22 protein-coding genes and 1 other annotated feature are annotated in these 23,708 nt (G+C 54.7%); of the genes, 12 read left to right on the top strand and 10 right to left on the bottom strand.

Features of this window, described 5'->3' with window-relative positions; genetic code table 11:
• The first annotated feature begins 49 nt into the window (after nucleotides 1–49).
• Nucleotides 50–766, top strand: coding sequence for a GntR family transcriptional regulator (locus tag RT197_RS10450; RefSeq protein WP_312950468.1), 717 nt, complete (start codon nucleotides 50–52; stop codon nucleotides 764–766).
• A gap of 2 nt (nucleotides 767–768) precedes the next feature.
• Here RT197_RS10450 and RT197_RS10445 read toward each other — a convergent pair whose 3' ends face one another.
• On the bottom strand, nucleotides 769–1,968 hold the full coding sequence (locus RT197_RS10445; protein ID WP_312950077.1) for an enolase C-terminal domain-like protein: 1,200 nt from the start codon (nucleotides 1,966–1,968) through the stop codon (nucleotides 769–771).
• A 286-nt stretch (nucleotides 1,969–2,254) separates the two neighbouring features.
• On the opposite strand from RT197_RS10445, the gene RT197_RS10440 reads away from it, so the two are divergent.
• From RT197_RS10440 to ykgO, 3 genes are all read left to right on the top strand, one after another.
• Entirely contained in the window at nucleotides 2,255–3,622 is a 1,368-nt protein-coding gene (locus RT197_RS10440) for a PTS transporter subunit EIIC (protein ID WP_312950074.1), read from the top strand.
• 119 nt (nucleotides 3,623–3,741) lie between these two features.
• Nucleotides 3,742–4,002 carry a type B 50S ribosomal protein L31 gene (locus tag RT197_RS10435; RefSeq protein ID WP_312950071.1) on the top strand — a complete coding sequence of 87 codons (261 nt, stop codon included), beginning with the start codon at nucleotides 3,742–3,744 and terminating at the stop codon, nucleotides 4,000–4,002.
• Nucleotides 4,003–4,004: 2 nt separating this feature from the next.
• Nucleotides 4,005–4,145 carry a type B 50S ribosomal protein L36 gene (ykgO, locus tag RT197_RS10430; protein WP_003859006.1) on the top strand — a complete coding sequence of 47 codons (141 nt, stop codon included), beginning with the start codon at nucleotides 4,005–4,007 and terminating at the stop codon, nucleotides 4,143–4,145.
• Here ykgO and RT197_RS10425 read toward each other — a convergent pair.
• From RT197_RS10425 to acrA, 7 genes are all read right to left on the bottom strand, one after another.
• Complete coding sequence (locus tag RT197_RS10425; RefSeq protein ID WP_312950068.1) at nucleotides 4,142–4,846, bottom strand: GNAT family protein; 705 nt, start codon at nucleotides 4,844–4,846, stop codon at nucleotides 4,142–4,144. The two genes, ykgO and RT197_RS10425, sit on opposite strands and share 4 nt — an antisense overlap.
• Before the next feature lie 59 nt (nucleotides 4,847–4,905).
• Nucleotides 4,906–5,376 carry a YlaC family protein gene (locus tag RT197_RS10420; RefSeq protein ID WP_312950066.1) on the bottom strand — a complete coding sequence of 157 codons (471 nt, stop codon included), beginning with the start codon at nucleotides 5,374–5,376 and terminating at the stop codon, nucleotides 4,906–4,908.
• Between the two features lie 100 nt (nucleotides 5,377–5,476).
• Nucleotides 5,477–6,034: a maltose O-acetyltransferase gene (maa, locus tag RT197_RS10415; RefSeq protein WP_312950064.1), complete on the bottom strand. Its 558-nt coding sequence runs from the start codon at nucleotides 6,032–6,034 to the stop codon at nucleotides 5,477–5,479.
• 157 nt (nucleotides 6,035–6,191) lie between these two features.
• The gene (locus RT197_RS10410) at nucleotides 6,192–6,410 is read right to left on the bottom strand and encodes an HHA domain-containing protein (protein WP_049839846.1); all 219 of its coding nucleotides are present in this window, start codon (nucleotides 6,408–6,410) and stop codon (nucleotides 6,192–6,194) included.
• 27 nt (nucleotides 6,411–6,437) lie between these two features.
• On the bottom strand, nucleotides 6,438–6,812 hold the full coding sequence (tomB, locus tag RT197_RS10405) for an Hha toxicity modulator TomB (RefSeq protein WP_312950057.1): 375 nt from the start codon (nucleotides 6,810–6,812) through the stop codon (nucleotides 6,438–6,440).
• A gap of 378 nt (nucleotides 6,813–7,190) precedes the next feature.
• Entirely contained in the window at nucleotides 7,191–10,337 is a 3,147-nt protein-coding gene (gene acrB, locus RT197_RS10400) for a multidrug efflux RND transporter permease subunit AcrB (RefSeq protein WP_312950055.1), read from the bottom strand.
• Between the two features lie 22 nt (nucleotides 10,338–10,359).
• The gene (acrA, locus tag RT197_RS10395; protein ID WP_312950052.1) at nucleotides 10,360–11,553 is read right to left on the bottom strand and encodes a multidrug efflux RND transporter periplasmic adaptor subunit AcrA; all 1,194 of its coding nucleotides are present in this window, start codon (nucleotides 11,551–11,553) and stop codon (nucleotides 10,360–10,362) included.
• Nucleotides 11,554–11,695: 142 nt separating this feature from the next.
• On the opposite strand from acrA, the gene acrR reads away from it, so the two are divergent.
• Both acrR and mscK read left to right on the top strand, forming a co-directional pair.
• Nucleotides 11,696–12,334, top strand: coding sequence for a multidrug efflux transporter transcriptional repressor AcrR (gene acrR, locus RT197_RS10390; protein WP_312950049.1), 639 nt, complete (start codon nucleotides 11,696–11,698; stop codon nucleotides 12,332–12,334).
• A gap of 162 nt (nucleotides 12,335–12,496) precedes the next feature.
• A complete protein-coding gene (gene mscK / locus RT197_RS10385) occupies nucleotides 12,497–15,802 on the top strand; it encodes a mechanosensitive channel MscK (protein ID WP_312950465.1) in 3,306 nt (1,101 codons plus the stop codon).
• Between the two features lie 550 nt (nucleotides 15,803–16,352).
• Here mscK and rsmS read toward each other — a convergent pair.
• Nucleotides 16,353–16,508 carry a pleiotropic regulatory protein RsmS gene (gene rsmS, locus RT197_RS10380; RefSeq protein ID WP_312950047.1) on the bottom strand — a complete coding sequence of 52 codons (156 nt, stop codon included), beginning with the start codon at nucleotides 16,506–16,508 and terminating at the stop codon, nucleotides 16,353–16,355.
• A 14-nt stretch (nucleotides 16,509–16,522) separates the two neighbouring features.
• Nucleotides 16,523–17,050, bottom strand: coding sequence for a primosomal replication protein N'' (gene priC, locus RT197_RS10375; RefSeq protein ID WP_312950462.1), 528 nt, complete (start codon nucleotides 17,048–17,050; stop codon nucleotides 16,523–16,525).
• 67 nt (nucleotides 17,051–17,117) lie between these two features.
• On the opposite strand from priC, the gene RT197_RS10370 reads away from it, so the two are divergent.
• The 6 genes from RT197_RS10370 (at nucleotide 17,118) to htpG (ending at nucleotide 23,305) form a co-directional block, all read left to right on the top strand.
• Nucleotides 17,118–17,495, top strand: coding sequence for a DUF454 family protein (locus tag RT197_RS10370; protein WP_312950045.1), 378 nt, complete (start codon nucleotides 17,118–17,120; stop codon nucleotides 17,493–17,495).
• A 152-nt stretch (nucleotides 17,496–17,647) separates the two neighbouring features.
• Nucleotides 17,648–18,199 carry an adenine phosphoribosyltransferase gene (gene apt, locus RT197_RS10365; RefSeq protein ID WP_312950043.1) on the top strand — a complete coding sequence of 184 codons (552 nt, stop codon included), beginning with the start codon at nucleotides 17,648–17,650 and terminating at the stop codon, nucleotides 18,197–18,199.
• Between the two features lie 216 nt (nucleotides 18,200–18,415).
• The gene (gene dnaX, locus RT197_RS10360; RefSeq protein ID WP_312950041.1) at nucleotides 18,416–20,341 is read left to right on the top strand and encodes a DNA polymerase III subunit gamma/tau; all 1,926 of its coding nucleotides are present in this window, start codon (nucleotides 18,416–18,418) and stop codon (nucleotides 20,339–20,341) included.
• Nucleotides 19,674–19,738 (top strand) — a sequence feature (DnaX frameshifting element). Its footprint overlaps the gene before it by 65 nt.
• Nucleotides 20,342–20,388: 47 nt before the next feature.
• Nucleotides 20,389–20,718, top strand: coding sequence for a YbaB/EbfC family nucleoid-associated protein (locus RT197_RS10355; RefSeq protein ID WP_312950040.1), 330 nt, complete (start codon nucleotides 20,389–20,391; stop codon nucleotides 20,716–20,718).
• Complete coding sequence (gene recR / locus RT197_RS10350; RefSeq protein ID WP_312950038.1) at nucleotides 20,718–21,323, top strand: recombination mediator RecR; 606 nt, start codon at nucleotides 20,718–20,720, stop codon at nucleotides 21,321–21,323. The genes RT197_RS10355 and recR overlap by 1 nt, the downstream gene beginning before the upstream one ends.
• A gap of 107 nt (nucleotides 21,324–21,430) precedes the next feature.
• On the top strand, nucleotides 21,431–23,305 hold the full coding sequence (htpG, locus tag RT197_RS10345) for a molecular chaperone HtpG (RefSeq protein WP_312950035.1): 1,875 nt from the start codon (nucleotides 21,431–21,433) through the stop codon (nucleotides 23,303–23,305).
• Nucleotides 23,306–23,708: the final 403 nt, after the last annotated feature.

The raw sequence follows: 23,708 nt of genomic DNA, 5'->3' as shown, positions 1-23,708 counted from the left end.
ATAGCGTTGGTTGCGCTATCGTACATTGATTTTAGCCAGCGAGAGCGCAATGAAGAAAAGCGAGTTTGTCACTCAGGATTTGCTTAGCAAAATATATCAGAACGAGGAAGCGGGTCCGCGCAAGCTTGCCCCGGAGCGCCAGCTTGCGCAGGAATACGGCGTCTCGCGATTTACCATCCGTCAGGCGCTGGAAAGGCTGGTTAAAATCGGCGTCGTGCGTATCGTGCAGGGGTCCGGGATCTGGATCAACGAGTCGGCGCGCAATAATCCGCTGGTGTATAACTCGATCACCGAAAAGCGCTTCGATCAGATCCGCTTTCGCACCATCAGCCTGCACAAGAAACGCCCGGATCGCGACGAGCAGCAGATTTTTGGCATTAGCGAAGAGTCTTTTATCTGGCAGTTTTGTCGGTTGCGCTATGTGGATGACGCGGCGGTGCAAATTGAAGTCTCGCGTATGCCGGTGACCTTTTTTGCCGATCTTAACCAGCAGGTCATTGAACGCTCGCTTCAGCAATATGTTCTTAGCAAGGGATATCAAATTTCCCATCTGCTGACCAGCTACCGGGCGGTGAATGTCAGCCGCGAGCAGGCGGCGCTGCTGGGCTGTAAAAAAGGCAGCCCGGCCATGCATATTAATAATCGCGGTATTTTAAGCGGCGGGCAGGTGTATGAAATCAGCGATATTATCGATATCAATTACACCTGCACTTATGTGATCCCGCATAACCGGGATAATCTGGCGTGGCGTCAGGGCGGTGCCTGACCTCAGGGGGTGTGGATGGCCCCATCCGCCAGGCGGCTTTGCGTCCACTCATGCGGGCGATACACCACCGGGTACTGCTGCGCCAGCGCTTCATTAAAAGAGACGCCAATACCGGGTTGCTCCGGCGGATAAATAAAGCCTTCTTTGACCTGCGGTGCGCCAGGGAAAACGGCGTCGGTGGTTGCGGATCGCGGAATAAATTCCTGGATAGCGGCATTGTGCAGGTGGATATTCAGATGGGTGTTGACCGCGACGCCTATCGGCGTCATATCACCGGGACCGTGCCAGGCCAGGCGCACGCCAAAAGCCTGGCACAGCACCGCCAGCTTCAGGGCGGGCGTGATGCCGCCAATCTGCGAAATATGGCAGCGAATAAAATCAATGCGTCGGTTGACGATCAGATCGTGCCACTCCGCCGGATTATTAAATAATTCGCCCATCGCCAGCGGCGCGCTGCTGTGCTGGCGGACCTGTTCCAGCCAGGCGCTTTGCTGCGGCGGCAGAATGTCTTCAATAAACCACGGCTGATACGGCTCAAGCTGTTTTGCCAGCTGTATTGCCTGCTGGGGAAATAGCCGCTCATGCACGTCGTGCAAAATATTCAGCGAATAGCCGTACTTTTCACGCAGCGCTTTAAACATGGCGACGGTATTATTGAGATATTCCTGCTGCGAATAATACGCGCCATCGCCCGCATTTTCCGGGGTGCGCATACTGGCAGGCGTGCCGCCGTAAAATCCGAGCTGGCAACGAATATGCTGATAACCCTGCGCGCGCAGTCCGTCCACGGCGCTAAAAAGCGTATCAAGCGTGTCGCCGCTGGCGTGCGTGTAGGCGGCGATGGCATCGCGGGATTTGCCGCCGAGCAGCTGATAAAGCGGCATTCCGGCGAGCTGGCCTTTGATATCCCACAGCGCCATATCCACGCCTGAAATGGCGTTGTTCATCACCGGGCCATTGCGCCAGTAAGCGTTCACATTCATCATCTGCCACAGATCTTCAATGTGATTCGCATCGCGTCCGATAAGCAGCGGAACCAGATATTCATCGACCAGCGTTTTGACCGCCAGCGGGCGTTGCTGGAAGGTCGCGCAGCCGTGTCCCGTCACGCCCTTGTCCGTGGTGACGCGCACCGTTACCAGGTTATGGCGATCCGGGCGGGTAATAAAACATTCAATGTTTTTAATGATCGTTGGGGTCACGGCAAATACTCCTGTGCGACGTTAATTCTCAGCTTAAGCAAAATATGGCAATTATCATCACCCAGAATTTACCGATGGGTAAATGCTTTTTTTAATATTTTTTTTGGTCAGGTATTGTTTGGTAAAACAATTAAAAACCAGACCAATTTAATGAAAATCGCGCTTAATGATGCTTTGCAGCGGCAAAATGTGAGCCGCTTCATGTTTTATTGGTTTGTTTTGTTTTCACAGTTTCTTTACTCTCATTAACTGAATGAGAATAACCCGATATCCGGCAGGAGTCTGTATGGGAATGGATGAAGCAATCACCAGTATTATCCGTCTGGTCGGCGGGCAAGAGAATATTAACAACGTCTGGCACTGTATGACGCGGCTGCGCTTTGATCTGGTTGATGATAATAAAGTTGATCAAAATGAAATTAAAAAGCTGCCCGGCGTGCTGGGCGCGCAGCTTCAGAGCGACCAGTTTCAAATCATTATTGGTCCGAAGGTGAACGGCTGGTATGAGCAACTGCTGGCGGTGCTGGGGCATAACGAAAGCGCGAAACCGGCGGCGAAGAAGCAGGAGCGTAAAGGTCTGGTGTCGCTGTTTATGGATACCGTCTCCGGCGTATTTGGGCCGATTGTGCCGGCTATCGCCGGGGCAGGGATGATCAAAGGGCTGCTGGCCGGGCTGATTGCGTTACAACTGGTGCCTGCCAAAAGCGATACCGTGGTAGTGATCGACCTGATCGCCAGCGGCGTATTTTATTTCCTGCCGTTCTTCCTCGCGGTATCGGCGGCGAAAATCTTTAAAACCAACGAATATCTGGCGGCGGCGGTGGCGGCCTGCCTGATGTATCCGTCGCTCATTGAGGCGGCGAAAGCGCTGGCGGCCCATCAGGACGGCGCGGTAAGCGCCTTCTGGCTGCTGGACGTGCTGCCGGTGTCGGTGTTCAACTATGCCTCCAGCGTGATCCCGGTGATCTTCTCAATACTGGCGCTCAGCTATATTCACCGCTGGGTTGACAGCTTTATGCCGGATGTTCTTAAAACGGTATTTACCCCCACGCTGACCCTGTTTCTGGCGGCGCTGGCTGCGCTGGTGATTATCGGACCGATTGGCATCTGGCTGGGTAAAGCGCTGGCGTATTTTATTGAGGGATTATTTGGCGTTTCGGCAAGTTTTGCCGGGCTGATTGTCGGGGCGATCCGCCCGGTGGCGATCCTCACCGGAATGCACCACGCCATGACGCCCATCGCGCTACAGAACTTCAGCGATCGCGGCTACGATATGCTGATGCCGATGATGTTTATGGCTAATATGGCGATTGCGGGCGCGACCTTTGCTATCTGGCGCATCAGCAAAGACCGCCAGGAGAAAACCGTGACCCTGTCCGCCGCTATTTCAGCATTACTGGGGATCACCGAACCTGCGCTGTTTGGCGTCCTGACCCGCTATAAGAAAGCGTTTATCGCCGCCACGGTAGCCAGTTCGCTGGCCTCTGCGTTTATCGCTTTCTTTGGCGTGCGGCTGTATGGCTATATTTTATCGAGCATTTTCAGCCTGCCTGCCTATATCGGCCCGTACTTTATCTTTGCTATTTCCGGTGTGGCAATAGCGCTGATCCTTTCCTTCGTTCTGACCACCGTGCTGGTGGGGAAAGAGCAATAATTCTCTTCACGATCTGCGCATTACGCGCAGATCGCTTTTCCGTTTCGACAACCCACTTGATCTTTATCCGGCAACGCGCTACCGTATTGTTATGTTATAACATATAAATCGAGGTTGTCATGAAACCGGATATCCATCCGCACTATCGCACCGTGGTTTTCCACGACACCAGCGTTGACGAATATTTTAAAGTGGGTTCTACCATTAAAACGGATCGGGAAATCGAGCTGGAAGGGGTGAAATACCCTTACGTAACGCTGGATGTGTCTTCCGCTTCCCATCCGTATTACACCGGGAAACAGAAAACGCTGAATACCGAAGGCAGCGCGGCACGATTCCAGCAGCGCTACGGTCGCTTTCTTAACGCTAAGAAGGGCTAATCATGCAGGTTCTTAATTCATTGCGCAGCGCAAAACAGCGCCACCCCGATTGCCAGATCGTCAAACGCAAGGGGCGGCTGTACGTCATCTGCAAATCGAATCCGCGCTTTAAAGCGGTGCAGGGACGTAAGAAAAGACGTTAAACCTCGCGCAGGCTTTGCAGGGTGCGCTTCTGATTGCCGTCGGCAGAAAAATTGTCGGCGGCAAGCCAGCGTTGCAGCGCCCGATTAATCTCCGGCCATTCACTGTCAATAATCGAAAACCAGTCGGTGTCCCGGTTGTGGCCTTTAACGACCAGTGCCTGACGAAAACGCCCCTCATACTGAAAGCCCAGTCGCTGCGCCGTCCGGCGCGAAGGTTCATTCAGGATGTTACATTTCCATTCGTAGCGTCGGTAGCCCAGCGTCTCAAAGGCATAGTGCATCAGCAGCCACTGCGCTTCGGTGGACATCGGCGTTTGACGAAGCAGCGGTGAAAAGTGAACGTGTCCTACTTCCATCACGCCATTGCTGGCATCAATCCGCATTAACGCCAGCGTTCCCACCGCTGTACCGCTGCGCTTATCAATCACCGCAAAATGGATCGGATCGCCGAGGGCGCGCACGCTTGCAACCCAGCGGGCGTATTCTTCCTCGCTTTGCTCCGGCTCACGCGGTAGCCACGTCCAGCTACGGCTATCTTCAGCACTGGCATGGGCGGCAAACAGGGCGCTGGCGTGCTGGATATCCAGCGGCTCAAGGCGGCAGTATTGCCCTTCAAGCGTCACCCGTTCCGGGTGTGGACGCGGCTGCCAGTCCGGTAGCGCATCGCCTACCGGCTGACCAAATTGATTAAGCTGGCTCATCATATTCTCCTTCTGCATCAATAGCTGATTATGCTGACATAAAAAGCCAGGGTACAGCGCTAATGCGCGGCTTCGGCGCGGGCGAGGGTGAAAATATCGTAGAAGGAGAGATCGCCTTTGGTGGCAATCATTTTCTCAAGCTGGGCTTTATACGGCGCTTCCACGCGCGGAGAATGCAAAATGTTTTCGATTAGCTGCGGCGGGGCGTAACGCGTGTTATACCATTCGCCGTTAAAGCAGACGCGGAAATCCAGCACGTCGATATCCTCGTAGCGGTAGCGCGGATTGACGTCAAAAAAGAAAAAGGCGTTAAACAGGATAAACAGCACCACCAGCAGCCACACCGAATCGGCGAGGGTTTCCGAGCGCAGCATCACCACCAGCGTGGCAAACCAGGCAACGTACATACCGATAAACAGGCCGGGGTGATTGCGGATAAAGCTGATGCTAAAGCGCGGACGGTTATCGCGCTTTTCGCGGGTATTGATTTCATTAATGGTATCGGTCAGCAATCGCCGTATTTCTGTCATTTTTGGCCTTTCTTATTCTACAAACGCAGGGAAGCATCCCATTTTAGGTTGTAATAAAGCCAACAAAAAGTAACAGATTAGTTGCGAAAAAGCATAACAGTTACGCGGGTATGCTTTTAATAATCCGCGCCGGATTGCCGCCGACCACCACGTTATCCGGGACATCTTTTACCACTACCGCACCGGAAGCAACGACAACATTATTGCCAATCGTCACGCCGGGGTTGATCACCGCGCGACCGCCGATCCAGACGTTGTTGCCGATGACCACTGGCTTACCCAGCTCCACGCCACTGTTACGCTCGGTGGCGTCCAGCGGATGCGTTGCGGTGTAGATATGCACGCCGGGTGCCAGCATACAGTTATCGCCGATGTGGACAGGGCAGACGTCCAGCATCACGCAGTCAAAATTGGCGTAGAAGTTTGCGCCGAGGTGGATATTGTAGCCATAGTCACAGCGGAAACTGGGTTCGATATACGCGTCTTCGCCCTTGCCGAGCAGGTCGCCCAGCAGCGCTTTACGTACTGCGCCTTCGTCAGGATCGGTGTGGTTATAACGATGAACAAGATGCCTGGCGCGCAGACGGTCAGCCTTAAGCGTCTCATCCTGCGGGCTATAAAGCTCACCGGCAATCATTTTGCGTTTTTCTTCACTCATACGGCACTCCTCATTAAAGGGGTATACCTTAAAAGGTCTTGCTGCCGCAGGGAACGTTCCCCATCAGCCGGTGTGACATTACTCACATTTTATCTGGCAGACAAACGGAAAAGGGGGAAACATGACGTAATTCATATCCTGAAAAATAAAAAGCGTATTAACGAATAAATTTCCAGACTGATGGAGGGATTTTGTCGTAGAGCTTATTCATGGTCAGTTCAGCCAGACGGTGGTCGGCGGCTGAGTAAAATACGGCCAGCTCATTATCTGATAATTCATATTTGTTCTTCTCAATAACGCGTTCGAGCGTGTCAATTGTCTGACAGCGCCTCAAACGCATCAAATAATCAGTTTTTGTTAATGCCTTGTCAGTCATAGATGTACCTTGTTGATTATCATCATTTTAGCAGGAGAGGCTCACCGGGTTAGCCTGGCTCACATTGACAAAGCTGTGAAACAGGTTATTACCGGATTTGCGCCACTTCTGCAAATCTTGCGTACTAATGCCATAGCTGCTGAACAACATAAAAGTGTCGTCCAGATATTCATCAATTTGCATGACCAAATTATTATCTTCATTGTGCTTAATTTTGTAATTAAGTGCGAAGGTAGCAATATGCTCGATAAGCTCATTAAGCTGGAGGTTGATCGCAGAAGTCGGATCGTTTACCCAGCCATGATTGCTCTCATCGAGATTGGCGATGCATTCATGATACAGGTTTTCACAGAGAAATTTAAGCTGTGCGATGTCATGTCTTTTTGGCGAGTATTCGTCCATAACGCACCCCTTATAAATGTTTTAAACAACGACTGGCGAACACCGTTTGGGATGGTACAACTCACTAACCTTGAAGCTAACGCTCACTCCTGATGCCTTAACTATAATCTACTCTCAAAAAGATTTCACCGCTCTGGAACGAAAAATTACAATTCTGACATTTTAATACTTTTCTCAATGCCAGTGGGTAAAGGATATGCAGCGAAATTCAGATATGGGTAGAAAATGCAGAAATGAATACATTATAGAAACAGTCGTATTACCAGGAAATATCTTAATACTTTACGGGTAAACTTACGCCGTTAATTGTCAGACATAAATAATCATGAGCAGGCAAATAAAAAGGGCCGCAAATGCGGCCCTTTAGCAACAGCGAGATTAATGCCGTTCTACGGGATGAGAATGTTCTACATCTTCATTCTTGCGGCTGAAGCGGCGGCGAACCACCACGAAGAATACCGGAACGAAGAAGATAGCCAGCACGGTTGCCGTGACCATCCCACCCATTACGCCAGTACCGACGGCGTTCTGCGCGCCGGAGCCTGCGCCGCTGCTGATTACCAGCGGCATAACCCCAAGGATAAACGCCAGTGAGGTCATCAGGATCGGACGCAGACGCATACGTACCGCTTCCAGCGTGGCTTCAATCAGCCCTTTGCCTTCTTTCTCCATCAGGTCTTTGGCGAATTCCACGATCAGTATCGCGTTCTTCGCCGATAGCCCAATGGTTGTCAGCAGGCCCACCTGGAAGTAAACGTCGTTGGTCAGGCCACGGAAGGTGGCCGCCAGCAGCGCACCGATGACCCCCAGCGGAACGACCAGCATGACCGAGAACGGAATCGACCAGCTCTCATACAGTGCAGCCAGACACAGGAAGACGACGATCAGCGAGATGGCGTACAGGGCAGGAGCCTGGTTGCCGGACAGCCGTTCCTGATAGGACATCCCCGTCCAGTCATAGCCGATCCCGGTAGGCAATTTGCCGACCAGCTCTTCCATCAGATCCATCGCTTCACCGGTACTCTTACCGGGCGCGGCTTCACCAAGGATTTCCATTGACGGCAGACCGTTATAGCGTTCCAGACGCGGAGAGCCATACTCCCAGTGCGTCGTTGAGAAGGCGGAGAACGGCACCATCTGACCATCGCTGCCGCGCACGTACCAGTTGTCGATATCGCTCGGCAACATACGGTACTTCGCATCCGACATCACGTACACTTTCTTCACGCGACCACGGTCGATGAAGTCGTTAACGTAGCTACCGCCCCAGGCTGCGCCCAGCGTGGTATTGATATCGCTGATGGAAACGCCCAGCGCCTGCGCTTTTTCCTGATCGATGTCGATCTTGAACTGCGGCGTATCTTCCAGGCCGTTCGGACGCACGCCCGCCAGCATGTCTGGATGTTTCGCCACTTCGCCCAGCAGTTGGTTACGCGCCTGCGTCAGTTTCTCATGCCCCAGACCACCCTGATCGATAAGCTGGAAGTCAAAACCGGTGGCTGTCCCCAGCTCCACAATCGCTGGCAGGTTGAAGGCAAACACCATCGCATCTTTAATCTGCGAGAAGGTGCCCATCGCCCGGCCGGTGATCGCGCCGACTTTGTTTTCATCGCCCGGACGATCGCCCCAGTCTTTCAGGGAAACGAAGGCAATACCGGTGTTCTGACCGCGACCGGCAAAACCAAAGCCGTTAACCGCAAACACCGATTCAACGTTGGCTTTCTCTTTATTGAGATAGTAATCGGTCACTTCATCCAGCACTTTCTGGGTACGTTCCTGGGTGGCACCCGCCGGAAGCTGGGCCATGGTCAGGAATACGCCCTGGTCTTCATCCGGCAGGAACGAACTTGGCAGACGAACGAACAGGAACGCCATACCCGCCACGATGATGATATACAGCAGCAGATAACGTCCGGTACTGCGCAGGATGTTGCCAATACTGTCGGTGTAATGATGCGTGCTCTTATCAAAGGTGCGGTTAAACCAGCCGAAGAAGCCTTTATTATGACCATGACCGCCTTTAGCAACCGGCTTAAGCATGGTGGCACAAAGCGCAGGCGTCAGGATTAATGCCACCAGTACCGAGAGGGCCATCGCCGAAACGATAGTAATCGAGAACTGGCGGTAAATGGCCCCGGTCGAGCCGCCGAAGAAGGCCATCGGGATAAATACCGCTGACAGCACCATCGCAATCCCGACCAGCGCGCCCTGAATTTGCCCCATCGATTTGCGCGTGGCCTCTTTGGGCGGCAGTCCTTCTTCCGCCATCACACGCTCGACGTTCTCCACCACCACGATGGCGTCATCCACCAGCAGGCCTATCGCCAGCACCATCCCGAACATCGTCAGGGTGTTGATGGAATAGCCAAAGGCTGACAGCACGGCAAATGTCCCCAGCAGAACCACCGGCACCGCAATCGTCGGGATCAGCGTCGCGCGGAAGTTTTGCAGGAACAGATACATGACCAGGAACACCAGAATGATCGCTTCGACCAGCGTTTTCACCACTTCGTGAATCGAGATCTGCACGAACGGCGTGGTGTCATACGGATAAACAATCTTCATCCCTGACGGGAAGAACGGCTCCATTTTCTTCAGTTCAGCACGGATCGCGGTGGCGGTATCCAGCGCGTTTGCGCCGGTCGCCAGTTTGATCCCAAGACCGGAGGCGGGCTGACCGTTAAACTTAGCCACCACATCGTAGTTTTCACCGCCAAGCTCAATGTTTGCCACGTCTTTCAGGCGAACCTGAGAACCGTCAGGATTCACTTTCAGCAGGATCTTACCGAACTCGTCCGTTGAGGTCAGACGGGTTTGCGCGATAATGGAGGCGTTAAGCTGCTGGCCTTTCACCGGCGGCGTACCGCCCAGCTGACCGGCGGCAACCTGGGCGTTCTGCGAATTAATCGCCGCAATCACATCCACAGGCGTTAGCTGGAAGTTATTCAGCTTGTTCGGGTCCATCCAGATACGCATGGCGTACTGCGAACCAAACAGCTGCACGTCACCCACGCCGGAAGTACGGCTGATGACGTCTTTCATATTGGCGGCCACATAGTCAGAAATATCTTCCTGGGTCATGGTGCCGTTGGTGTTAATGATCCCGACGACCATCAGGAAGCTACTGGACGACTTCTCAACGCTTACGCCCTGTTGCTGAACTTCCTGCGGCAGTAATGGCATCGCCAGCTGCAATTTGTTCTGCACCTGTACCTGGGCAATATCTGCATCCGTCCCGGAATCGAACGTCAGCGTGATTTGCACCGTACCGGTGGAGTCACTGTTGGAGGACATGTACATCAGGTTATCGATACCGTTCATATTCTGTTCGATAACCTGCGTGACGGTATCCTGCACCGTTTTCGCATCTGCGCCTGGGTAGGTGGCTGAGATCGTAACGGCTGGCGGTGCAATCGTTGGATATTGCGCCACCGGCAATTTGAGGATCGCAAGCCCCCCTGCCAGCATGATGATGATCGCGATGACCCATGCAAAGATGGGGCGATCGATAAAAAACTTAGCCATGTCTTAACGGCTCCTGTTTAAGTTAAGACTTAGTTTGTTCTGACTGGGCACCGGCCGAAGCTTGCTCTTTTTTGTCAGAAGTGACTTCCTGGGCTTTAACCTGAGCGCCCGGACGCACTTTTTGCAGTCCTGTCACAATCACGCGATCGCCGGTTTTCAGGCCATCGGTGACCAGCCATTTGTCGCCAATTGCCTGGGAAGTGGTGATCTGCCGGGCTTCAACTTTGTCGCCCTCGCCGACCACCATTGCGGTAGCATCACCGCGTGGCGTGCGGGTCACGCCCTGTTGTGGCACCAGCAGCGCGTTCGGGTTGGTCCCTTCTTCCAGACGGGCGCGCACGAACATGCCTGGCAGCAGCGTGTTATCCGGGTTCGGAATAATGGCGCGCAGGGTGATTGAACCGGTGGTCTGATCGACCGTCACGTCGGAAAATTCCAGCGTGCCGCTTTGGGCGTATTTCTCGCCGTTGTTGGTAATGACTTCGACTTTCGCCTTGCCGTTTTCCTGTTTCAGCGTGCCGTTGGCCATTTCCTGACGCAGGCGCAGGAAATCGTTACTGGACTGGGTCACATCAACATAAATCGGATCGAGTTGCTGCACGGTCGCCAGTGCGTTGGTCTGCCCGCTTTGCACCAGCGCGCCCTCGGTCACGGAGGATTTACCAATCCGGCCGCTGATGGGGGAGGTCACTTTGGTATAGGCAAGATTGATCCGCGCGGTTTCAACGGCGGCTTTCGCAGCGACCACGGCAGCGCTGGCCTGTTGAGCATCGGCCTGGGCGCTATCGAAATCCTGCTTACTGATGTACTGCGTGCCGATCAGTTTCTGGTAACGATTCAGCGTCACCTGGGCAATTTTCGCGGCAGCTTCTGCTTTGGCTAAATCTCCCTTCGCACTTTCATAAGCGGCCTGATAGGTGGCGGGATCGATCTGATAAAGAGAGACACCGGCTTTAACGTCGCTACCCTCAGTAAAGTTACGTTTCAGGATGATACCGCTGACCTGGGGACGAACTTCCGCAATGCGAAAAGCGCTGGTGCGGCCTGGTAACTCAGTTGTTATTTTCAGAGGTTCAGATTTGAGCGTGACGATACCGACTTCCGGCATCTGCTGTGCTCCTTGTTGTTCCTGTTTGTCGTCACATCCTGTTAGGGCTAAGCTGCCTGAAAGTATCAGAACGACCGCCAGAGGCGTAAACCCTCTGTTTTTGTTCATAAGTAAACCTCAAGTGTCCGATTTCAAATTGATCAATGGATCACGCATCCACCAACCCATTGCTGCGTTTCTATTATCGTCGTGCTATGGTACATACATTCATAAATGTATGTAAATCTGACCTGTGTAAATTCACCCGCTTATGGCACGAAAAACCAAACAACAAGCACTTGAAACACGCCAGCACATTCTGGACGTGGCGATGCGTCTGTTTTCTCAGCAGGGGGTTTCTTCAACCTCGCTGGCTGAGATTGCCAAAGCCGCAGGGGTGACGCGTGGTGCTATCTACTGGCATTTCAAAAACAAGTCTGAACTTTTTAGTGAAATATGGGAATTGTCAGAGTCCAGCATTGCCGACCTCGAGATTGAGTATCAGGCAAAATTCCCCGGCGATCCACTGTCAGTGTTAAGAGAGATATTAATTTATATCCTTGAAGCGACGGTGGTCGTTGAACGGCGGCGCTTAATGATGGAAATTATCTTCCATAAATGTGAATTTGTGGGCGAAATGGCGGTGGTACAGCAGGCCCAGCGCAGTTTGTGCCTCGAAAGCTATGACCGGATCGAGCAAACGCTGGTGCAGTGTATCCAGGCTCGCGTGCTGCCGGAAAGTTTGCTGACCCGTCGCGCCGCGATCCTGATGCGCTGTTATATTTCGGGCATCATGGAAAACTGGCTGTTTGCGCCCGATTCTTTCGATTTAAAAAAGGACGCCCACGATTTCGTCGAGATTTTGCTGGAAATGTTTCAGCATTGTCCCACTTTGCGCAAGTCAGCCTGATTCACTCAACGCTTAACCACGATTTTTAAAGGGGATGCTACTCAGGCTCCCTGCGCCGTGATATTCTGCCAGCGCCATAATCCCCGGTATGCCGGTTTATTCACAAATCACGCTAATACTATGCTGCACAACGCAAATTTACCAAATACCACCCGCATAATAATGCTGGTGTGGGTGCTTTTTTTCGGCTGTTTTTCACAGGTTCAGGCGCGTGCCCAGGCGGCGAATGAGCTTAGCGACCGCGCGGAAATCCAGACGCAGTTAACGAATCTGAGCAAACAAAAAGAGCTTTCCGCGCAGGACAAACTCATCCAGCAGGATCTGACCGAGACGCTGGATGTCCTCGATAAAATCGAACGCGTAAAAGATGAAACCGCCCAATTAAAGCAGCGGGTGGCGCAGGCTCCCGAAAAAATGCGCCAGGTCGCCGAGGGGCAGAGCGCGCTGAGCGACAAAGATAATGACGATGAAACCCGTAAAACGCTGACCACGCTCTCACTGCGTCAGCTTGAGGCGCGGGTCGCCCAGACGCTGGATGATTTGCAGGTTGCGCAAAACGAGCTGGCGACCTACAACAGCCAGCTGGTGTCGCTGCAAACCCAGCCGGAGCGCGTGCAAAACGCCATGTCTACCGCCTCGCAGCAGCTTCAGCAGATCCGCAATCACCTTAATATCTCCGGGGAAGAAGCGCTGCGGCCCTCACAGCAAGCGCTCCTGACGGCGCAGCAGGCGCTGCTCAACGCCCAGCTCGATCAGCAACGTAAAAGCCTCGAAGGCAATACCGTTCTTCAGGATATGCTACAAAAGCAGCGCGACTACGTGACCGCCAACAGTAACCGCCTCGAGCATCAGCTTCAGCTATTACAGGCGGCAGTAAATAATAAGCGTCTGACCCTGACCGAAAAAACGGCGGAAGAAGCGGTTACGCCGGACGAAACCGCCCGTATCCAGATGAATCCGCTGGTGAAGCAGGAGATGGACGTCAACCAGCAGCTTAGCCAGCGTCTGATCCAGGCGACCGAAAGCGGCAACGATCTGGTCCAACGCAATATCAAAGTCAAAAACTGGCTGGATCGGGCGTTACAGTCGGAGCGCAATATTAAAGAACAGATCGCCGTGCTGAAAGGCAGCCTGTTACTGTCCCGGATTTTATATCAGCAGCAGCAGACGCTACCGTCGGCAGACGAACTGGAAGATATGACCAACCGCATTGCCGATTTGCGTCTTGAGCAGTTTGAAATTAACCAGCAGCGCGACGCGCTTTTCCAGAGCGACACCTTCGTGGCGAAGCTGGAAGAGGGGCACGAAAAAGAAACCGGTCCTGAAGAGCACGATGCGTTACTTCAGATCGTCGAGATGCGCCGGGAATTGCTGGATCAGCTGAATAAACAGCTCGGCAATCATCTGATGATGGCGATCAACCTGCAAATTAATCAGCAGCAGCTGATGAGCGTGTCCAAAAATCTAAAGGATATTCTGACCCAGCAAATCTTTTGGGTTAGCAGTAATAAACCGATGAACTGGGACTGGTTCAAAACCTTTCCGGGTGGTGTCCATGAACAGTTCAAGGCCATGAAAATCACCGTGAACTGGGAAAAGGCCTGGCCCGCCGTGTTCATCGCGTTCCTTGCGGGTCTGCCTTTACTGCTGATCGCGGGGCTGATTCGCTGGCGGCTGCACTGGCTGAAAGGGTGGCAGGCAAAACTGGCCTCCGAGGTTGGGCAGTTGCGCCATGACAGCCAGCTTCACACCCCGAAGGCGATCCTGATTGATCTGATCCGCGCTTTGCCGGTGTGTCTGATCATTCTGGCGCTGGGACTGATTTTGCTGACCATGCAGCTGAGCATCAGCGACGTGCTGTGGGCGTTCAGTAAAAAACTCACCATGTACTGGCTGATTTTCGGCCTGTGCTGGAAGGTGCTGGAAAAAGACGGCGTTGCCATTCGCCATTTTAATATGCCCGCCCAGCTTACCAGCCACTGGCGGCGGCAGATTGTGCGTATCAGCCTGGCGCTGCTACCGCTGCATTTCTGGTCGGTGGTTTCTGAGCTTTCCCCGCTGCATCTGATGGATGACGTGCTTGGGCAACTGGTGATTTTCTTCAATCTGCTGGTGATCACCATTCTGACCTGGCCGGTGTTTGTCGATAGCTGGCGCGATAAAGAATCACGCGGCATCCGCCTGGTGACGATCTCCGTGCTGTCGATGGTGCCGATTGCGCTGATGGTGCTGACGGCGACCGGGTATTTCTATACCACGCTGCGCCTGGCCGGTCGCTGGATCGAAACGGTGTATCTGGTGATTGTCTGGAATCTGCTCTACCAGACGGTGCTGCGTGGGTTAAGCGTGGCGGCGCGGCGTATTGCCTGGCGTCGTGCGCTGGCCCGCCGTCAGCACCTGATTAAAGAAGGTGCTGAGGGGGCAGAGCCGCTGGATGCCCCGGCGATGGCGCTGGAACAGGTCAGTCAGCAAACCCTGCGCATCACGATGCTGGTAATGCTGGCCCTGTTCGCGGTGGTGTTCTGGACAATCTGGTCGGATTTAATCACCGTCTTTACCTACCTCGACAGCATCACGCTGTGGCATTACAACGCCAGCGAAGCCGGGGTTAGCGTGATTAAAAACGTCACTATGGGCAGCCTGCTGTTTGCGCTGGTGGCGGCGATGGTCGCGTGGGCGTTGATCCGCAACCTGCCGGGTCTGCTGGAGGTGCTGGTGCTCTCGCGGCTGAACATGCGTCAGGGGGCGTCTTACGCTATTACCACCGTTCTCAACTATGCCATTCTGGTAGTGGGAACGATGACGGTCTTCGGATCGCTCGGCGTCTCATGGGATAAACTTCAGTGGCTGGCGGCGGCGCTGTCGGTCGGCCTGGGTTTTGGCTTACAGGAGATTTTCGGTAACTTTGTAGCGGGCCTGATTATCCTCTTCGAGCGCCCGGTGCGTATTGGGGATACGGTCACTATCGGCACCTATTCCGGAACGGTCAGCAAGATCCGCATCCGCGCGACCACCATCACCGACTTTGACCGTAAAGAGGTGATCATCCCGAACAAAGCGTTTGTGACCGAACGGCTGATCAACTGGTCGCTCTCCGACACCATTACCCGCGTGGTGATAAGCCTCGGCGTGGCCTACGGTTCCGATCTCGATAAAGTCAAAGAGGTCCTGCTGAAGGCGGCGAAAGATCACCCGAAAGTCATGCACGATCCTGAGCCATCGGTGTTCTTTACCACTTTTGGTGCCAGTACGCTGGATCATGAACTGCGCCTGTATGTGCGCGAGTTGCGCGACCGTAGCTATACCGTTGATGAGCTTAACCGCACCATCGACAGGCTGTGCCGTGAAAACAACATTAATATCGCTTTCAATCAGCTCGAAGTGCATTTACGTAATGAAAAGGGCGAGGAGCATCTGGAAGTGAAGCGCGAAGTTAACGGTGACGATCCGGCAGCGGCAATACGCTAAGCGAAAGGGGGCAGACGTGCGCTCTAATGCTGGTCAGTTAAGGAAAGCAGGTCTGATGATTCGAGCCTCAGAAGAAGATAAACCTGGCTGAAAGTCTGATGTCGATTTTTCGCCTTCTCCCCCGGGAGAGGGAACAGTCTGGCGTCGTGACTGGATATGTCATTTTTACTCAGGCTAAGTGGTCTGCCAAACCTGACCCCGGGGCACGTCCTTCCCCCTTTGCCCCGGGAGAGGGAACAGTCTGGCGTCGTGACTGGATTTGTCATTTTTACTCAGGCTAAGTGGTCTGCCAAACCTGACCCTGGGGCACGTCCTTCCCCCTCTCCCTTGAGGGAGAGGGTTGGGGAGAGGGGGAGTTGTGGGTACAGAGCCTCCCCTCTCCCTGGACCAGGTACTGAAGAAAACCAGCCCCGATGACTCGATCCTCAGAAGAAGATAAATTTGGCTGAAAGCCTGACTCCTTCGCTTTATTTTCAGGCATAAATATGAATCTTTATTCATAAAAATGCTTTAAGTGACTGGCATTACAGACGTGCGCTGCCCCGTTGCTTCAGACGTCCTGTGGCGGGGCAAGCTTTTTTTCAAAGTCGCGCTGCACAATCGCCAGCGCTTTCAACACCGTCTCCGGCGCAATCGCGTGCTCTTCCAGCAGCATAATTAAATCTACCGCCAGTTTGACCTCATCCGGGGCGTTTTCCAGTGACATGCTCTCTCCTGTGGTCAGCGCATCAGGCGCGCCAGAACCTGTTCTATTTCATTCAGCGCCTGGCGGCAGCGGGTCAGGCGGCCATCAAACACCTCGATTTCACGCGCCAGCCGTTGCTGATCGCTTAACGTCGTGGCTTCGGCATGCTGCCGGATGCGCTGCTGCTTCATCTCAACCAGGCGGCGTTCAAACTCCTGATGCTGAAGCCGCTTGCGTTGCCATTTGGCGATAGCCGGGGAACCGCTGTCCCAGGCGCGCAGCGACCAGCTGGCCGTTTCCTTCGTAATGGCCTCAATCTGGGCGCTCAGATGTTCTGCCAGCCACGCGACCTGCGGCAGTTGCTGCAGCTCAATCGCCCGGCACAGTTCCTCGTAATGCATTTCGGCTTCATCAACGCAGGACTGAAGGCGCGTGCTGCGAGTCTGAAAAAGATGACGATCGAAGCGGGCGCTCAGGGTCGCGTGATGGCCCAGCGGCGCTACGCGAGCGCGTAATTCTTCGAGCTGCTGATGCAGAATATGCAGTAGCCGGGTGGTTTTCATCATACTCTCCATGAAAATGACAACAGCTATGCTACATTAGCCATTCAGTTACGTAACGATTCGGTCTATGCGACGCACTATTCTAATCATCATTGGCTGGCTGGCGGTAGTCCTTGGCACGCTCGGCGTTTTTCTGCCGCTGTTGCCGACCACGCCTTTTATTTTACTCGCGGCCTGGTGTTTTGCGCGTTCTTCGCCGCGCTTTCATCACTGGCTGCTGTACCGCTCATGGTTTGGCGGTTATCTGCGCCACTGGCAGATGTATCGTGCAATGCCGCCCGGCGCTAAGCCGCGCGCGATTATCGTCATTATCCTGACTTTTGCTCTCTCCCTGTGGCTGGTCAAAATCCTCTGGGTGCGCATCCTGCTGCTGGTGATTTTAAGCTGCCTGCTGATTTTCATGTGGCGGATCCCGGTGGTTGATGCAAAACAACAAAAGCACTGAAGTGCCATAATCACTGTTGCAATTGTCGCGCGCAGCCAGTAAATTCGACCGTTTTCGAGCACGGGCGCGCCTGGTCAAAGGTTAAACAAATGTTTCTTTTGATCTCTTTCGGCTGCGCTGTGAGTAACACCGTATGAATCAGGCATATATCTATGACCGCAACTGCACAGCAGCTTGAATTTCTGAAAAACAGCATCAAAAGCATCCAGGATTATCCGAAACCTGGCATTCTTTTCCGCGATGTCACCAGCTTGCTGGAAGACCCGAAAGCGTATGCTCTCAGCATAGAACTGCTGGTGGAGCGCTATAAAAACGCCGGGATCACCAAAGTCGTCGGCACCGAAGCGCGCGGCTTCCTGTTTGGCGCGCCGGTTGCGCTCGGCCTGGACGTCGGTTTTGTTCCGGTCCGCAAGCCGCGTAAGCTGCCGCGTGAAACGATCGCTGAAAGCTATGAACTGGAATACGGCACCGACCAGCTGGAAATCCACGTCGATGCGATCCAGCCTGGCGATAAAGTGCTGGTGGTGGACGATTTACTGGCGACCGGCGGCACTATTGAAGCCACCGTCAAGCTGATCCGCCGTCTGGGTGGCGAAGTGACCGATGCCGCGTTCATCATCAATCTGTTCGATCTGGGCGGTGAGCAGCGTCTGGAAAAACAGGGTATTACCAGCTACAGCCTGGTCTCCTTCCCCGGTCATTGATCTTCAGGCTATCTTCTTTGCCATTTTGGTTCCGGGCAGGGCTCGAAATCCTCACGTACTCTCTGTACGCTCTGATTTCTGCGCGCTGGCCGTAACCAAACTGGCGGCAACGATAACACCTGGCGTATTACGCGCAGACATGACCTCGCTGTCTTTGTGAGGTTGTGATAGCATTACCCTTCGTGAATCCACCTTCCAGCCTTTCAGAGCCAGCCAATGAGTTATCAGGTCTTAGCCCGAAAATGGCGTCCACAAACCTTTGCTGACGTTGTCGGCCAGGAACACGTGCTGACCGCCCTGGCAAACGGCTTATCGTTAGGGCGCATTCATCACGCATACCTGTTTTCCGGCACCCGTGGCGTCGGTAAAACCTCTATCGCCCGTCTGCTGGCGAAGGGGCTGAACTGCGAAACCGGCATTACCGCTACGCCGTGCGGCGTCTGCGACAACTGCCGTGAAATTGAGCAGGGGCGCTTTGTCGATCTCATCGAAATTGATGCCGCGTCGCGCACCAAAGTTGAAGACACCCGCGATCTGCTGGACAACGTTCAGTACGCTCCCGCGCGCGGACGCTTCAAGGTCTACCTGATCGATGAAGTCCATATGCTCTCGCGTCACAGCTTCAATGCGCTGTTAAAAACGCTGGAAGAGCCGCCCGCGCACGTTAAATTCCTGCTGGCGACCACCGATCCGCAGAAGCTGCCGGTCACTATTCTGTCGCGCTGCCTGCAATTTCACCTTAAAGCGCTGGATGTCGAACAAATTCGCCATCAGCTTGAACACATCCTGGATGAAGAAAAAATCGTCCACGAACCGCGCGCGCTGCAGTTACTCTCCCGCGCGGCGGACGGCAGCCTGCGCGATGCGCTAAGCCTCACCGATCAGGCGATTGCCAGCGGCGACGGACAGCTCACGACCGCCGCCGTCAGCACCATGCTCGGCACGCTGGACGACGATCAGGCGCTGTCGTTGATTGAAGCGCTGATTGCCGCTAACGGCGAAAACGTCATGTCGCTGGTCAACGACGCCGCGCTGCGCGGTATTGAATGGGACGCGCTGCTGGTCGAAATGCAAAGCCTGCTGCATCGCATCGCGATGGTACAGCTTTCGCCGTCGGCGCTGGGCGCAGATATGGCCGCCATTGAGCAGCGGATGCGCGAACTGGCGCGGATTGTGCCTCCAGCGGACATCCAGCTTTATTACCAGACGCTGCTGATAGGTCGCAAAGAGTTGCCGTATGCCCCGGATCGGCGCATGGGCGTGGAAATGACGCTGCTGCGTGCGCTGGCTTTCCATCCGCAAATGCCGCTGCCAGAGCCGGAAGGGGTACAGCAGTCCTTTGCCCCGGTAGCGCCGACGGCGGTGATGTCGCCGACCCAAATTCCCCCGTCGCCAGCCGCACCGCCGCCAGCGCATGAAGCCCTACCGGAAACCACCAGTCAGGTACTGGCGGCCCGTCATCAGCTTCAGCGTGCGCAGGGGGCTGCAAAGCCAAAAAAGAATGAACCGGCTGCCGCCTCCCGCGCGCGGCCGGTGAATAATGCGGCGCTGGAAAGGCTGGCTTCGGTCTCTGAACGCCTTCAGTCCCGCCCGGCGCAGGCCGCGCAGGATGCGGCCCCGGCGAAAAAAGAGGCGTATCGCTGGAAGGCGACCATCGTCAACGACGTAGTGAAAGAAGTCGTCGCCACGCCGAAAGCGCTGAAAAAAGCGCTGGAACATGAAAAAACGCCGGAGCTGGCAGAAAAACTGGCGATCGAAGCGATGGAGCGCGATCCGTGGGCGGCGGAAGTAAAACAGCTTCAGCTGCCAAAACTGGTTGAACAGGTGGCGCTGAACGCCTGGAAAGAGCAGAACGGCGATGCGGTTTGCCTGCATCTGCGTCCTGCCCAGCGTCATCTCAACTCCGCCGGTGCGCAGCAAAGACTGGCGGAAGCGATGAGCGCTTTATACAGTAAGCCGGTTGAACTCACTATCATTGAAGATGATAATCCGGCGATTCGCACGCCGCTGGAGTGGCGGCAGGCGATCTATGAAGAAAAACTCGCGCAGGCGCGTGAGGCTATTAATGCGGATAACAACATCCAGACGCTGCGTCGTTTCTTTGATGCGGATCTGGATGAAGAGAGTATTCGCCCCATTTGATCGCGCGCCCGGCGTGCGGTCGTCCACCCTCAATGAGAGAGAAGCCTATGTTTGGTAAAGGCGGTCTGGGTAACCTGATGAAACAGGCCCAGCAGATGCAGGAAAAAATGCAGAAAATGCAGGAAGAGATCGCGCAGCTGGAAGTCACCGGCGAATCCGGCGCGGGTCTGGTGAAAGTGACCATCAACGGTGCGCATAACTGCCGTCGCGTGGAGATCGACCCAAGCCTGCTGGAAGACGACAAAGATATGCTTGAAGATCTGGTCGCGGCGGCGTTCAACGATGCGGCGCGCCGTATTGATGAAACCCAGAAAGAGAAAATGGCCTCGGTTTCCTCCGGTATGCAGTTGCCGCCGGGTATGAAGATGCCGTTCTGATGCAAACCAGCCCGCTGTTAACTCAGCTTATGGAAGCCCTGCGCTGCCTGCCGGGCGTCGGCCCGAAGTCGGCGCAGCGCATGGCGTTTACGCTGTTGCAGCGGGATCGCAGCGGCGGAATGCGCCTCGCACAGTCGCTGACGAAGGCGATGTCGGAAATTGGCCACTGCGCCGATTGCCGCACCTTCACCGAGCAGGAAGTCTGCAACATCTGCGCGAATCCGCGTCGGCGGGAAAACGGTCAAATCTGCGTGGTGGAGAGTCCGGCGGACATCTACGCCATTGAGCAGACCGGTCAGTTTTCCGGGCGCTACTTCGTGCTGATGGGCCACCTCTCGCCGCTGGACGGTATCGGTCCGGGTGATATCGGCCTTGACCGACTGGAGCAGCGTCTGGAAAGCGAGCAGCTCAAAGAGGTGATCCTCGCCACCAACCCGACGGTGGAAGGTGAAGCCACCGCCAACTACATCGCCGAACTTTGCGGGCAATATGGGGTTGAAGCCAGTCGCATTGCCCACGGCGTGCCGGTAGGCGGCGAGCTGGAAATGGTCGATGGCACCACGCTGTCGCACTCGCTCGCCGGGCGTCACAAGATTCGTTTTTAACCAAACGGGAGCAGAAATTTTTGCTCCCGCTTGAAATACCTCTCCGCTATCCCCATTTCCCTCTCAACGCTTTTTTACCTTGTAATTGGCATTGAGGTATTTTCGACATGAAAGGACAAGAAACTCGCGGCTTCCAGTCAGAAGTAAAACAGCTTCTGCATCTGATGATCCACTCTCTCTATTCCAACAAAGAAATCTTTCTGCGTGAGCTGATCTCCAACGCCTCGGATGCGGCGGACAAGCTGCGTTTTCGCGCGCTGTCGAACCCGGATCTGTATGAAGGCGACGGCGAACTGCGCGTGCGCGTCTCCTTCAACAAAGAGCAGCGCACCCTGACCATCGCCGACAACGGCGTGGGGATGAACCGTGACGATGTCATCGATCACCTGGGCACCATCGCCAAATCCGGTACCAAATCATTCCTCGAATCAATGGGGTCCGATCAGGCGAAAGACAGCCAGTTAATCGGCCAGTTTGGGGTGGGCTTCTACTCTGCCTTTATCGTGGCAGACAAAGTGACCGTGCGCACCCGCGCGGCGGGCGATGCGGCTGAAAACGGCGTGTTCTGGGAATCCGCTGGCGAAGGTGAATACACCGTTGCCGATATCAACAAGGCGGATCGCGGCACAGAAATCACGCTGCACCTGCGTGAAGGCGAAGACGAGTTCCTCGACGACTGGCGCGTGCGTTCGATCATCAGCAAATACTCCGACCATATCGCGCTGCCGGTTGAGATTGAAAAACAGGAAGAGCAGGACGGGGAAACCGTTGTCTCCTGGGAAAAAATCAACAAAGCACAGGCGCTGTGGACTCGTAACCGTGCTGAAATAAAAGACGAAGAGTACACCGAGTTCTACAAGCACATTGCCCACGACTTCACCGATCCGCTGACCTGGAGCCACAACCGCGTGGAAGGGAAGCAGGAGTACACCAGCCTGCTGTATATCCCGTCGCAGGCACCGTGGGACATGTGGAATCGCGATCACAAGCACGGTCTGAAACTGTACGTGCAGCGCGTTTTCATCATGGACGACGCCGAACAGTTTATGCCGAACTACCTGCGCTTCGTGCGCGGCCTGATAGACTCCAGCGATCTGCCGCTGAACGTCTCCCGTGAAATCCTTCAGGACAGCACCGTCACCCGTAACCTGCGCAGCGCGCTGACCAAACGCGTTCTGCAAATGCTGGAAAAACTGGCGAAAGACGACGGTGAAAAATACCAGACTTTCTGGAAACAGTTTGGTCTGGTGCTGAAAGAAGGCCCGGCGGAAGATCACGGCAATCAGGAAGCGATCGCCAAACTGCTGCGTTTTGCCTCCACCCATACCGACTCTTCCGAGCAAACCGTGTCGCTTGCCGATTACGTCTCACGCATGAAAGAAGGGCAGGAGAAGATCTACTACATCACCGCCGACAGCTACGCGGCGGCGAAAAGCAGCCCGCATCTGGAGCTGCTGCGTAAGAAAGGCATCGAAGTGCTGCTGCTTTCCGAGCGCATTGACGAGTGGATGATGAACTACCTGACCGAGTTCGACGGTAAAACGTTCCAGTCAGTGTCGAAAGCGGACGAATCGCTGGACAAGCTGGCCGACGAAGTTGACGAAAGCGTTAAAGAAGCGGAAAAAGCGCTGACGCCGTTCGTTGAACGCGTCAAAAACCTGTTGGGCGAGCGCGTGAAAGAGGTGCGTTTGACCCACCGTCTGACCGACACGCCAGCCATCGTCACCACCGACAACGACGAAATGAGCACCCAGATGGCAAAACTGTTTGCCGCAGCGGGTCAGGCAGTGCCGGAAGTGAAATACATCTTTGAACTGAACCCGGATCACGTGCTGGTGAAACGCACGGCGGACACCGAGGACGAAGGCCAGTTCAAAGAGTGGGTGGAACTGCTGTTGGATCAGGCGCTGTTTGCCGAGCGCGGCACGCTGGAAGATCCGAACCTGTTTATCCGTCGGATGAACCAACTGCTGGTGTCGTAATCACATCGAATCCCCTCCCCGGCAGGGGAGGGGATTCGGAGTCCGTGGTTTCCCCTCTCCCTAACCCTCTCCCGCCGGGAGAGGGAACTGTCCGGCGTCGTTATCGTATTTTCAGGCTAAACGAACCACCCAGCCTCAACCGTGGCACGTTTTACTCCCTCTCCCTGTGGGAGAGGGAGCTTTCCGGCCGGGGAGGAGATTCGGAGTCCGTGGTTTCCCCCTCTCCCTAACCCTCTCCCGCCGGGAGAGGGAACCGTTTGGCGTCGTTATCGTATTTTCAGGCTAAGCGAACCACCCAGCCTCAACCGTGGCACGTTTTACTCCCTCTCCCGCCGGGTGAGAGAGCTGTCCGGCCGGGGAGGAGATTCGGAGTCCGTGGTTTCCCCCTCTCCCTAACCCTCTC

Origin of the sequence: Superficieibacter sp., assembly GCF_032071645.1 — a bacterium.
Lineage (GTDB): Bacteria > Pseudomonadota > Gammaproteobacteria > Enterobacterales > Enterobacteriaceae > Superficieibacter.
The sequence above is the reverse complement of the archived record's forward strand: the minus strand, read 5'-3'. Positions and strand labels throughout refer to the sequence as shown.